Annotated in this window: 11 protein-coding genes; 5 read left to right on the top strand and 6 right to left on the bottom strand. The window is 61.0% G+C overall.

Annotation, left to right across the window (positions count from 1 at the left end):
* Window positions 1–20: 20 nt before the first annotated feature.
* Window positions 21–1,556 (bottom strand): 2,3-bisphosphoglycerate-independent phosphoglycerate mutase, encoded by a 1,536-nt coding sequence (gene gpmI, locus ACZ889_RS02245; protein WP_180689143.1) that lies wholly within the window; start codon window positions 1,554–1,556, stop codon window positions 21–23.
* 207 nt (window positions 1,557–1,763) lie between these two features.
* On the opposite strand from gpmI, the gene ACZ889_RS02240 reads away from it, so the two are divergent.
* The 3 genes from ACZ889_RS02240 to secB are packed head-to-tail and all read left to right on the top strand — an operon-like array spanning window position 1,764 to window position 2,958.
* Entirely contained in the window at window positions 1,764–2,177 is a 414-nt protein-coding gene (locus ACZ889_RS02240; RefSeq protein WP_003249200.1) for a rhodanese-like domain-containing protein, read from the top strand.
* Between the two features lies 1 nt (window position 2,178).
* Window positions 2,179–2,433, top strand: coding sequence for a glutaredoxin 3 (grxC, locus tag ACZ889_RS02235; RefSeq protein ID WP_003249204.1), 255 nt, complete (start codon window positions 2,179–2,181; stop codon window positions 2,431–2,433).
* 39 nt (window positions 2,434–2,472) lie between these two features.
* Complete coding sequence (gene secB / locus ACZ889_RS02230; protein WP_003249206.1) at window positions 2,473–2,958, top strand: protein-export chaperone SecB; 486 nt, start codon at window positions 2,473–2,475, stop codon at window positions 2,956–2,958.
* 155 nt (window positions 2,959–3,113) lie between these two features.
* On the opposite strand, the gene trmL is transcribed toward secB, so the two are convergent.
* Entirely contained in the window at window positions 3,114–3,575 is a 462-nt protein-coding gene (trmL, locus tag ACZ889_RS02225; RefSeq protein WP_003249209.1) for a tRNA (uridine(34)/cytosine(34)/5-carboxymethylaminomethyluridine(34)-2'-O)-methyltransferase TrmL, read from the bottom strand.
* On the opposite strand from trmL, the gene ACZ889_RS02220 reads away from it, so the two are divergent.
* Window positions 3,574–4,011: a hypothetical protein gene (locus tag ACZ889_RS02220; protein WP_003249211.1), complete on the top strand. Its 438-nt coding sequence runs from the start codon at window positions 3,574–3,576 to the stop codon at window positions 4,009–4,011. The genes trmL and ACZ889_RS02220 overlap by 2 nt on opposite strands.
* A 722-nt stretch (window positions 4,012–4,733) precedes the next feature.
* On the opposite strand, the gene ntrC is transcribed toward ACZ889_RS02220, so the two are convergent.
* The 4 genes from ntrC to glnA all read right to left on the bottom strand — a co-directional run bounded on the left by ntrC (window position 4,734) and on the right by glnA (window position 9,617).
* A complete protein-coding gene (gene ntrC / locus ACZ889_RS02215) occupies window positions 4,734–6,170 on the bottom strand; it encodes a nitrogen regulation protein NR(I) (RefSeq protein ID WP_010955601.1) in 1,437 nt (478 codons plus the stop codon).
* Window positions 6,167–7,252 (bottom strand): nitrogen regulation protein NR(II), encoded by a 1,086-nt coding sequence (gene glnL / locus ACZ889_RS02210; RefSeq protein WP_003249215.1) that lies wholly within the window; start codon window positions 7,250–7,252, stop codon window positions 6,167–6,169. The genes ntrC and glnL overlap by 4 nt, the downstream gene beginning before the upstream one ends.
* A gap of 267 nt (window positions 7,253–7,519) precedes the next feature.
* The gene (gene aroQ, locus ACZ889_RS02205) at window positions 7,520–8,062 is read right to left on the bottom strand and encodes a gamma subclass chorismate mutase AroQ (protein WP_104962703.1); all 543 of its coding nucleotides are present in this window, start codon (window positions 8,060–8,062) and stop codon (window positions 7,520–7,522) included.
* A 148-nt stretch (window positions 8,063–8,210) separates the two neighbouring features.
* Window positions 8,211–9,617, bottom strand: coding sequence for a type I glutamate--ammonia ligase (glnA, locus tag ACZ889_RS02200; protein ID WP_003249219.1), 1,407 nt, complete (start codon window positions 9,615–9,617; stop codon window positions 8,211–8,213).
* A gap of 470 nt (window positions 9,618–10,087) precedes the next feature.
* Here glnA and thiI point away from each other — a divergent pair, with 470 nt between their 5' ends.
* Window positions 10,088–11,542, top strand: a complete 1,455-nt coding sequence (thiI, locus tag ACZ889_RS02195) for a tRNA uracil 4-sulfurtransferase ThiI (protein WP_003249221.1) — start codon at window positions 10,088–10,090, stop codon at window positions 11,540–11,542.
* Window positions 11,543–11,598: the final 56 nt, after the last annotated feature.

Genomic DNA, 11,598 nt, shown 5'->3' with positions numbered 1-11,598 from the left:
AACGCAGCCCCTTTTGACATTCAGGCGTCGACCAGAATTGAGGTACCGGTCATTTCCACCGGCTTTTCCATCCCCAGCAGCTTCAGCATGGTTGGCGCCACGTCGGCCAGCACGCCGCCCTCGCGCACTTTCACGTTGCGCTTGCCCACATAGATGAACGGTACCGGCTCGGTCGTGTGCGCGGTGTGCGCCTGGCCGGTGCACTCGTCTTCCATCTGCTCGACGTTGCCGTGGTCAGCGGTGATCAGCGCCTCGCCGCCGACCTTGTCCAGTGCCTCGACAATGCGCCCTACACAGGTATCCAGTGCTTCGACGGCCTTGACCGCTGCCTCGAACACGCCGGTGTGGCCGACCATGTCGCCGTTGGCGTAGTTGACCACGATGACGTCGAAGCGCTGCTGTTCGATGGCTTCGACGATGCGATCGGTCACTTCCGGCGCGCTCATTTCCGGTTGCAGGTCATAGGTGGCGACCTTCGGCGACGGGATCAGGATGCGTTCTTCGCCTTCGAACGGCTCTTCGCGGCCACCCGAGAAGAAGAAGGTGACGTGGGCGTATTTCTCGGTTTCGGCGATGCGCAGCTGGGTCTTGCCGTTTTTTGCAAGGTATTCGCCCAGCACGTTGTTCAGGCTGGACGGGGCAAAGGCTGCCGGTGCCGGGATCTTCGCCGAATACTGGGTCAGACCGATGTACGCCGCCATCTTCGGCAGGCGCGCACGGGCGAATTCCGTGAAGTCTGGCTCTACAAATGCACGCGACAGTTCGCGAGCGCGGTCGGCGCGGAAGTTCATGAAAATCACGGCATCGCCATCTTCGACCTTGACGGCTTCGCCAATGCGCGTGGCCTTGACGAATTCGTCGCTTTCGTCGCGGGCGTAAGCTGCTTCAAGGCCTGCCAGGGCTGTGTCAGCGGTGTACTCGGCAGCGCTGTCGACGATGAGGTTGTAGGCGGCGCTGACGCGGTCCCAGCGGTTGTCGCGGTCCATGGCGTAGTAGCGGCCGATCAGGCTGGCAATGCGGCCCTTGCCCAGTTTGGCGAAGGTGGCGTCGAGCAGTTCGATGGACGACTGCGCGCTGCGTGGCGGGGTGTCCCGGCCATCGAGGAAGGCGTGCAGGTAGATCTTTTCAGCGCCACGCTGGGCGGCCAGTTCGGCCATGGCCACCAAGTGCTCCTGGTGGCTGTGTACGCCACCATCGGACAGCAGGCCGAGGATGTGCACGGCCTTGCCAGCACCGACTGCCTTGTCCACAGCACCTGTCAGTACCGGGTTTTCGAAGAACTCGCCGTCGCGGATGGCCTTGGTCACCCGGGTGAAGTCCTGATAGACGACACGACCTGCGCCGAGGTTCATATGACCGACTTCGGAGTTGCCCATCTGCCCGTCCGGCAGGCCGACATCCATGCCCGAGCCGGAAATGAGGCCATGCGGCTGGGTGGCGCACAGGCGGTCATAGACCGGTTTATTGGCGGCAAAGATGGCGTTGTGTTCGGGGATATCACTATGGCCGAAGCCATCCAGGATAATCAGGACCAGGGGTTTGGGCGTGCTCGTCATCAATCAAACTCACGGTTGTTCAAAGATGATAAAGACACGCATTTTAGGGCAAATACGCCACCTGCGGCGAATATTCGTCCCATTCCACCGACCGGCGCACCTGTGGTAGCAACATGAAGGTGGTTTTGTGGCCGGCCCGTCGGGCTTTGGTGGCACCAAGGGGCTGTGTATACTGGCCGGCATTTTCAATCGCCTGGAACACCGCTGATGGTTGCTCACCTGATTCAATTCGCGACAGATCACTACATCCTGGTTGCGATCTTCCTCATTCTGCTGGTCCTGCTGCTCGTCAATGAAATCCGTCGTGGTGGCCAGAGCCTGACTAATGGCCAACTGACAGCCCTGGTCAATGCTGAGAAGGCCCTGGTGATCGATATTCGCCCGGCCAAGGAATACTCCGCCGGTCACATCGTCGGCGCGGTGAACATACCGCAGGACAAGCTGGCCAACCGCATGACCGAGCTGGACAAGCATAAAGAAAAGACCTTGATCGTCGTCGACGCGATGGGCCAGCAGTCCGGCACCATTTGCCGCGAGCTGCTCAAAGCTGGTTACAACGCCGCCAAACTGAGCGGTGGCGTTTCCAGCTGGAAAGCCGATAACCTGCCCCTGGTGAAGTGATATGAAGCCTGTCATCGTCTATTCCAGCGACTACTGCCCCTACTGCATGCGTGCCAAGTACCTGCTCGAGAGCAAGGGCGTGGCCTTCGAGGAAATCAAGGTCGACGGCAAACCGCAGGTTCGCGCCGAGATGAGTCAGAAAGCCGGCCGTACGTCGGTGCCGCAGATCTGGATCGGCAGTACCCATGTCGGTGGATGCGATGACCTCTATGCCCTGGAGCGCGCGGGCAAGCTCGACGCGTTGCTGGCGGCCTGATTTGCACTGCATTCAAAAACATTAGGATAAGGATCTGACATGACTGACCAACAGACCAACGGCGCTGCTGCAGAAGACAACAGCCCTCAGTTCTCCCTGCAACGCATCTATGTGCGTGACCTGTCGTTCGAGGCCCCGAAAAGCCCACAGATCTTCCGTCAGACCTGGGAACCGAGCGTTGCCCTTGACCTGAACACCAAGCAGAAATCCCTGGAAGGTGACTTCCACGAGGTCGTGCTGACCCTGTCGGTTACCGTCAAGAACGGTGATGAAGTGGCCTTCATTGCTGAAGTGCAGCAGGCCGGTATCTTCCTGATCGCCAACCTCGATGCGCCTTCGATGAGCCACACCCTGGGTGCGTTCTGCCCGAACATCCTGTTCCCTTATGCCCGTGAGGCCCTGGACAGCCTGGTGACCCGCGGTTCGTTCCCGGCGCTGATGCTGTCGCCGGTCAACTTCGACGCCCTGTACGCGCAAGAAATGCAGCGTATGCAGGAAGCGGGTGAAGCGCCTACTGTGCAGTAATTACTGCCGGTATCAAGAAAGCGCCTCTCGGGGCGCTTTTTTGTTGCCTGTGCGGGCCTCTTCGCGGGTAAACCCGCTCCTACAGGGGATTGCGCCGTTCTCTCGGCCTGCGTAGGAGCGGGTTTACCCGCGAAGAGGCCCGCACAGGCAACACATCAGCTGCCGGCAAACCCGTTCTGCCGCCACGCCTCATACACCGTCACCGCCACGGTATTGGACAGGTTCAGGCTACGGCACCCTGGCCGCATCGGCAGGCGCAGGCGATGCTCGGCCGGCAGGCTGTCCAGCACCTCGGCCGGCAACCCGCGGCTCTCTGGCCCGAACAGGAAGGCGTCGCCCGGCTGGAAGGCCACTTCGTGGAACGGGTGCGAGCCCTTGGTGGTAAAGGCGAACAACCGTGGGTTGCCAAGGCTTTCCAGGCATCCGGCCAGGCTCTCGTGGCGCTTGAGCGTGGCATACTCGTGGTAGTCCAGCCCTGCGCGGCGCAGGCGCTTGTCATCCAGTTCGAAGCTGATGGGTTCGATCAGGTGCAGGGCACAGCCGCTGTTGGCGCATAGACGAATGATGTTGCCGGTATTCGGCGGAATTTCTGGTTGAAAAAGGATGACGTGAAACATGCACGGCTCCAAACGTGAAGATGACGGGCATTCTACCCCTGAACCGGACGTGCGTTCGAAGGCCTTCCCACGGGTGATGCTGTCATTGGCGATCGTTGGCTTGATGGTAGGGCTGATGATCGGTCGCCTGACTACGCCGGACGAGCGTGAGCTGCAGCAGGTGCAAGCGACGCAGGATGGCCTGGAGCTGTGGTTCAACGAAGAGCCCAAGCTGCATGGCGAGAACGTGGAAGGGACGGTGGCGTTGCTGTTTCAGGCCCAGGGCAAGGCTCAGCAAGGGCAGCTCAGCCTGCAGGGCAAGCCGGTGAGCTGGCGGGTACAGCACAGCAAGGAAGGTTTGTTGCTGACGGTGGTGGCCGCGCGCCCCCTGCACGGCGAATGGGCCGGTGCAGAGGACGCTGGGCGCTGGCGGGTGCAAGTGAAACTGCACGAATAAAAGAGGGGATATCCCGGCCTGCCTGTACCAGGGTCCCCAAAAGGGGTACTGCGTATAAAGGGGGGATGCCCGGCCTGCCTGTACCGAGGTCCCCAAAAGCGGCGGTGCTGCAAATAAAAGAGGGGTTCACCCGGCCTGCCTGTACCAGGGCCCCCGAAACTGGAGATGTATTGCTTATTGCAGGGGGCGTGCCAGTTTTGCAAAACCCATGAATACTGGGCTTTGCGGGTGATTTGGCCGGATTTTGAGGGGATTTGTGCCTTCGAGAGGTGCAGTCGGCACAGGAACGGTGCATTCAGAAGGCTGAAATGGCTGGGGCCGCTTTGCGCCCCATCGCGACACAAGGCCGCTCCCACAGGATCGTGGTAGGAGCGGGTTTACCCGCGAATACGATGGCGGCGGCAACGCTGAACGGCAGGTGGAGATTGGCCAGCAGGCCCGGCCTCTTCGCGGGTGAACCCGCTCCTACGACGACCCCGATGTGTGCCCACCGTCGTGGTAGGAGCGGGTTTACCCGCGAATACGGTGGCGGCGGCAACGCTGAACGGCAGGTGGAGATTGGCCAGCAGGCCCGGCCTCTTCGCGGGTGAACCCGCTCCTACGACGACCGCGATGTGTGTCCATCGCATCAGCCTTGGGGGCAGAGGTGATCCCGTGGGAGCGGCCTTGTGTCGCGATGGGCTGCAAAGCAGCCCCAGCAATCTAAAAAGCTAATTCAGCGCTCAGTGGTCATCACCTTCCTCATCATCCCCACCAGCCACATTCATCCCCAGCTCCTTGATCTTGCGTGTCAGGGTGTTACGCCCCCAACCCAGCAACAGCGCGGCATCGCGACGGCGGCCGGCGGTGTGCTTGAGTGCCGTCTCGATCATGATCCGTTCAAAGCTCGGCACTGCGCTGTCCAGCAGGCTGGTCTGCCCGCGCGCCAAGGCCTGGTCGGCCCACTGGCGCAGGGCCTGCTCCCAGTTGGTCACCGGCGCGGCATCGTGTGGCAGGTTCAGCAGTTCGGGTGGCAGGTCGCCGATCAGCACTTCGCGGCTGGAGGCCATCACGGTGATCCAGCGGCAGGTGTTCTCCATCTGCCGCACATTGCCCGGCCATGGCAGGTTGCGGATGAACTCTTCAGTCTCCGGCTTGAGGATCTTCGGCTCGACTGCCAGCTCCTGGGCCGCCCGGGCAAGGAAGTGGCGGGCGAGGGCGGGGATATCCTCGCGGCGGTCGGCCAGGCGCGGAATATGGATGCGGATCACGTTCAGGCGGTGGAACAAGTCCTCACGGAACTTGCCGGCCTGCACCAGTGACTCCAGGTTCTGGTGGGTGGCGGCGATGATGCGCACGTCGACCTTGACCGGCACATGGCCGCCCACGCGGTAGAACTCGCCATCGGCCAGCACACGCAGCAGGCGGGTCTGGGTGTCGGCAGGCATGTCCCCGATTTCGTCGAGGAACAGCGTGCCACCATCGGCCTGCTCGAAACGGCCGCGACGCAAGTTCGCAGCACCTGTGAAGGCGCCTTTCTCATGGCCGAACAGCTCCGACTCCATCAAGTCCTTGGGGATGGCGGCCATGTTCAGGGCAATGAACGGCGATGCTGCGCGCGGGCTGTGCCGGTGCAGGGCATGGGCCACCAGTTCTTTGCCGGTGCCGGACTCGCCGTTGATCAGCACGGTGATGTTGGAGTGGCTGAGGCGGCCGATGGCGCGGAACACCTCCTGCATCGCCGGGGCTTCACCAATGATTTCCGGGGTGCGCGCCAGGTTCTGTGGCACATCCAGGCCTTGCTGCTCCTGGGCGTGCTGGTTGGCGCGCTTGACCAGCGATACCGCTTCGTCGACGTCGAATGGCTTGGGCAGGTACTCGAAGGCACCGCCTTGGTACGAGGCCACGGCGCTGTCCAGGTCGGAGTGGGCGGTCATGATGATGACCGGCAGGCGCGGGTGTTGCTCGCGGATCTGCGCCAGCAGGTCGAGGCCGCTGGTGCCAGGCATGCGAATGTCGGAAATGATCACGTCGGGTTGCTGGCGTGCCAGGCGTCCCATGACACCGTCTGCGCTGTCGAAGCTCTGGGTGGTCATGCCTTCCTGTTGCAGGGCTTTTTCCAGGACCCAGCGGATGGAGCGATCATCGTCGACGATCCATACGGTTTCACTTCGGCTCATGAGGCGGTGGCTCCTTGTTCCAGAGGCAGGTAAATCGAGAAGGCGGTATGGCCAGCGTGGCTTTCACACTCGATCAGGCCCTGGTGCTGGCTGATGATGTTCTGGGTAATGGCCAGGCCCAGCCCGGTACCGTCCGGGCGGCCACTGACCATGGGATAGAAGAGGGTGTCCTGCAGTTCTGGCGGGATGCCCGGGCCGTTGTCGATGATTTCTACCCGCGCTACCAGGCGGTGACGCACGTGGCCGATGGTGAACTGGCGCAGGGCACGGCTGCGCAAGGTGATGCGACCCAGGCGCAGCTCATTCTGCGAGCTGATCGCCTGCATGGCGTTGCGCACGATGTTAAGTACGGCCTGAATCATCTGTTCTCGGTCGATCAGCACGTCCGGCAGGCTTGGGTCGTAATCGCGCACCAAAGTGATGCACCCCTGGCTTTCGGCATCGACCAGGCTGCACACCCGCTCCAGCACTTCGTGAATATTGGTCATGGCCAGCGACGGCAGCTTGTTCGAGCCGAGCATGCGGTCGACCAGGTTACGCAAGCGGTCGGCCTCTTCGATGATCACATTGGTGTAGTCGCGCAGCCCTTCCTCGGGCAGTTCGCGGGCCAGTAGCTGGGCCGCTCCGCGGATGCCGCCAAGGGGGTTCTTGATTTCGTGGGCCAGGCCGCGCACCAGCATCTTGGTGGTTTCCTGCTTGCTCAGTTGGGCCTCTTCCTTGGTGATGCGCAGCAACCGGTCACGCGGGTGCACCTCGAGCAACAGCAGGGTCTGGCCTTGATGCAGTATCGGCGTTACCGCGTAGTCGACGGTGATGGTCTGCCCGGTCAGCGATGTAAGCTGCGCTTCACGCTTGGTGAACGGGTGCGCCTGCTCGACCGCCTGGCGCAGCGAACTGAGCGCCTCGGTCGATTCGGTGAACAGCTCGCTGATGAACTGCCCATGGCTGCGCTGGCCACTGACGGCCAGCAGCATTTCTGCGGCCGGGTTCATGTACTCCAGGCGCAGCTCGGCGTTGAGCAGCAACGTGGCGGTGGTCAGGTTGTCCAGAAGCAGACGGTGCTGTGCATCGCTGATGGTCATAAGGCGTCGTTGACCTCGTTTGGCGCTTGCCTGGCACGTGGGGCCAGATCCGGGCGTGCTGTGGATCCGCTGATGCGAGACTCTCTTCCTGCAAAAAATGCAAGAAACAAACCAAGGCTCCGAAAAGAAGCGGAAATAGCTGAGAAAGGCCTGGATTTGCGCTCAATCGGATCAAAATTTGCTGAGCGGGCGCTCCGCGCGACCTGTTTTGGGGTGCATGGCGGAGCGTTCGGCGTTGTTATGCACCAATATAGAGCATTGACGCGTCTAGTGTTTCGGACACAGCTGTGCGGTTGCGCGGACCAGGGCAAGGTGGCGTATCGGGTCATTGGTGCGGGCATGCAGGGCGTTGGCGAGTTTACGCGCGCAGTCCTCTGGAGGGTGCCGGTCGAAGCGCCCCAACTCGAATAGAAGCGTTGCCTGAAGCTTGTCCAGACGAGGTCGCAGTTGGTCGACCAAATCAAGGACGGCTGCTGATGGCCTCTGCTCTAGCGTGACCCAGCGATCGAGCAAGGTGTACTGCATCAGCTTGTTGGCCTCGATCTGGTCGCTGAAGAAAGCTGCGGCGCGTTCAGGGCTGAGGTCATGGTCGGCGGCCTGCTGGCGCACCAGGGCAAGGACTTCGCGCTCGCGCTCGGGCGCTGCTACGGCAAGGTTGTGTTCCCACTTGTGCAGTGCAACCGAGCTGGCCAGGTCCAGTCGGTACTCGATGTTGGATAGGAGTGGGTTGAATTCAGGCTGGGAGGCTTCAGGAGCGATGCAGCCGATCAAGGCAAACGGCAAGCAAAGTGACGTGATGGCCAGGCGCATGGTGTTCTCCATACAGAGGGAGAATGGATTGTGCGCAGTTGACCAACTGCTGCTTGTAGGGGCGTTCTGATTCGCATGTATGAAAACAAAAACGGCCTCCCGAGGGAGGCCGTTTTGATCATGTCATCGGCGCGAGGCGCCAATCAGATCAGCAGCTGTAGTACAGCTCGTATTCCAGCGGGTGTACGAAGGTACGAACCTTGATTTCTTCTTCGCTCTTCAGCTCGATGAAGGCATCGATGAAGTCGTCGGAGAACACGCCGCCCTTGGTCAGGAACGCACGGCCTTTATCCAGCTCTTCCAGAGCTTCTTTCAGGCTGCCGCACACTTGCGGGATGTTCTTGGCTTCTTCTGGCGGCAGGTCGTACAGGTTCTTGTCGGCCGCGTCGCCTGGGTGGATCTTGTTCTGGATGCCGTCCAGGCCAGCCATCAGCAGGGCCGCGAACGCCAGGTACGGGTTGGCCGATGGGTCCGGGAAGCGTGCTTCGATACGGCGGGCTTTCGGGCTGCCAACGTAAGGAATACGGATCGAGGCGGAACGGTTGCGAGCCGAGTAGGCCAGCATTACCGGGGCTTCGAAGCCTGGGACCAGACGCTTGTACGAGTTGGTCGACGGGTTGGTGAAGCCGTTCAGGGCCTTACCGTGCTTGATGATACCGCCGATGAAGTACAGGGCGGTGTCGGACAGGCCGGCATAGCCTTCACCCGAGAAGGTGTTCTTGCCGTCTTTCCAGATCGACATGTGCACGTGCATGCCCGAGCCGTTGTCGCCGTACAGTGGCTTCGGCATGAAGGTGGCGGTACGGCCGTAAGCGTCGGCAACGTTGTGCACGACGTATTTCAGCGCCTGTACTTCGTCAGCCTTCTTCACCAGGGTGTTGAACTTGACGCCGATTTCGTTCTGGCCGGCAGTCGCCACTTCGTGGTGGTGAACTTCAACGGTCTGGCCCATTTCTTCCAGGGCGTTGCACATGGCAGTACGGATTTCGTGGTCGTGGTCGAACGGCGGGACCGGGAAGTAGCCGCCTTTCACGCCTGGACGGTGGCCTTTGTTGCCGCCTTCCACGTCAGCGCCGGTCATCCACGAGCCCTGCTCGGAGAAGATCTTGAACATCGAACCGGAGATGTCCGAGTGGAACTTCACTTCGTCGAAGATGAAGAACTCAGGCTCTGGGCCGGCGAATACGGTGTCACCGATGCCGGTGCTCTTCAGGTACTCTTCAGCGCGCTTGGCGATGGCGCGTGGGTCGCGATCGTAGCCCTGCATGCTCGACGGGTCGACGATGTCGCAGGTGATGATCAGGGTTGGTTCTTCGGTGAACGGGTCCAGAACGGCGGTTTCGTCGACCGGCATCAGGATCATGTCGGAAGCTTCGATGCCTTTCCAGCCAGCGATGGAGGAACCGTCGAACATCTTGCCGACTTCGAAGAAGTCTTCGTCCAGCGCATCACGCGACGGCATGGTCACGTGGTGCTGAATGCCTTTGGTGTCCGTGAAACGCAGATCAATCCACTTGACGTCATGATCTTTGATGAGTTGAACCGACTTCGACATGTTGTCCTCCGGATGGTCTAGAGCGCGGTGGGCCGCTGCCCTGGAAAAAGGGTGTTGCCGGGCGCGGATAGTCGGCCAAGCTTACCTGCCTCACAAGGGAGCAAATTGCATGCCAGTGCCCGAAAATGGCGAGGGTGGGATAAAAGGGGGCGTTTGCGGGCATTTGGCGTTGGGTTAGCGGGTAAAAGTGCACCCTTACGATGCGTTTTTTGATCGTATCGCACCAATAGGGTGCGTTGCGTGAGTGGTGTGCCAGGTTCTAGGGCCTCTTCGCGGGTAAACCCGCTCCTACGGGCTTTGCACCGCCTGTAGGCGCGGGTTTACCCGCGAAAGGGCCGTAACAGGCACTGCAAAACCTGGCCTCTGCATTTATCTCAAAGCTTCTGATCAAAAGTTGGTCAAATCCTGAGCAATTTCCGATATAATTCGCGCCCCTCATTTTCGGCAGGCCCTGCGCGCGCTGTTAACCAATGAAACTTATCGTCAAAGTCTTCCCAGAAATCACCATCAAAAGCCGGCCGGTGCGCAAGCGCTTCATCCGCCAGCTTGGCAAGAACATCCGCAACGTGCTCAAGGATCTCGACCCTGAGCTCGCGGTCGATGGTGTCTGGGACAATCTCGAGGTGGTCACCCGCGTCGAAGACGAAAAAGTCCAGCGCGAGATGATCGAACGCCTCACCTGCACCCCGGGTATCACCCACTTCCTGCAGGTAGAGGAATACCCGCTGGGTGACTTCGACGACATCGTCGCCAAGTGCAAGCACCACTTCGGCCACCTGTTGGCCGGCAAGCACTTCGCCGTGCGCTGCAAGCGCGGTGGCCACCATGACTTCACCTCGATGGACGTCGACCGTTACGTCGGCAGCCAGCTGCGCCAGCAGTGTGGCGCCGCCGGGATCGAGCTGAAAAAGCCTGAAGTGCTGGTGCGCATCGAAATCCGCGACCAGCGCCTGTACGTGATCCACAACCAGCACAACGGCATCGGCGGTTATCCGCTGGGTGCCCTGGAGCAGACCCTGGTGCTGATGTCCGGTGGTTTCGACTCCACCGTTGCGGCCTACCAGATGATGCGCCGCGGCCTTATGACACACTTCTGCTTCTTCAACCTCGGCGGCCGTGCCCACGAACTGGGCGTGATGGAAGTGGCCCACTACCTGTGGAAAAAGTACGGCAGCAGCCAGCGCGTACTGTTCATCAGCGTGCCGTTCGAAGAAGTGGTTGGCGAGATCCTCAACAAGGTCGACAACAGCTACATGGGCGTGACCCTCAAGCGCATGATGCTGCGCGGCGCCGCCCATATGGCCGACCGCCTGCAGATCGACGCGCTGGTGACCGGCGAAGCGATTTCCCAGGTGTCCAGCCAGACCCTGCCGAACCTGTCGATCATCGACTCGGCCACCGACAAGCTGGTGCTGCGCCCGCTGCTGGCCAGCCACAAGCAGGACATCATCGACCAGGCCACCGAAATCGGCACCGCGGACTTTGCCAAGCACATGCCGGAATACTGCGGCGTGATCTCGGTAAACCCGACCACCCATGCCAAGCGTCACCGCATGGAGCACGAAGAAAAGCAGTTCGACATGGCCGTGCTGGAGCGCGCGCTCGAGCGCGCCAAGTTCATTTCCATCGACCATGTGATCGATGAGCTGGGCAAGGACATCGAAATCGAGGAAGTGGCCGAGGCGCTGCCAGGCCAGATCGTCATCGACATTCGCCACCCCGATGCCCAGGAAGACGAACCTCTGGTGCTGGAAGGTATCGAAGTCCAGGCCATGCCGTTCTACGCCATCAACAGCAAGTTCAAGCACCTGGACCCCACGCGCCAGTACTTGCTGTATTGCGACAAGGGTGTGATGAGCCGTTTGCACGCACACCACCTGCTCAGTGAGGGACATGCCAATGTGCGTGTTTATCGTCCGACATAAGACGCCGGGGCTGTATGGCGGCAGTATCCGCCATCGCCCTCCCGACCGCCGGGCCC

The organism is Pseudomonas sp. TE3895, assembly GCF_056278855.1.
Note: the sequence above shows the minus strand (reverse complement) of the source record. Positions and strands in the feature narration are given on the sequence as shown.

What these genes read in the sequence shown, in the direction of transcription:
- gpmI (WP_180689143.1), bottom strand. Translation starts at nt 1,556, where the DNA reads ATGACGAGCACGCCCAAACCCCTGGTCCTGATTATCCTGGATGGCTTC.
- ACZ889_RS02240 (WP_003249200.1), top strand. Translation starts at nt 1,764, where the DNA reads ATGGTTGCTCACCTGATTCAATTCGCGACAGATCACTACATCCTGGTT.
- grxC (WP_003249204.1), top strand. Translation starts at nt 2,179, where the DNA reads ATGAAGCCTGTCATCGTCTATTCCAGCGACTACTGCCCCTACTGCATG.
- secB (WP_003249206.1), top strand. Translation starts at nt 2,473, where the DNA reads ATGACTGACCAACAGACCAACGGCGCTGCTGCAGAAGACAACAGCCCT.
- ACZ889_RS02220 (WP_003249211.1), top strand. Translation starts at nt 3,574, where the DNA reads ATGCACGGCTCCAAACGTGAAGATGACGGGCATTCTACCCCTGAACCG.
- trmL (WP_003249209.1), bottom strand. Translation starts at nt 3,575, where the DNA reads ATGTTTCACGTCATCCTTTTTCAACCAGAAATTCCGCCGAATACCGGC.
- ntrC (WP_010955601.1), bottom strand. Translation starts at nt 6,170, where the DNA reads ATGAGCCGAAGTGAAACCGTATGGATCGTCGACGATGATCGCTCCATC.
- glnL (WP_003249215.1), bottom strand. Translation starts at nt 7,252, where the DNA reads ATGACCATCAGCGATGCACAGCACCGTCTGCTTCTGGACAACCTGACC.
- aroQ (WP_104962703.1), bottom strand. Translation starts at nt 8,062, where the DNA reads ATGCGCCTGGCCATCACGTCACTTTGCTTGCCGTTTGCCTTGATCGGC.
- glnA (WP_003249219.1), bottom strand. Translation starts at nt 9,617, where the DNA reads ATGTCGAAGTCGGTTCAACTCATCAAAGATCATGACGTCAAGTGGATT.
- thiI (WP_003249221.1), top strand. Translation starts at nt 10,088, where the DNA reads ATGAAACTTATCGTCAAAGTCTTCCCAGAAATCACCATCAAAAGCCGG.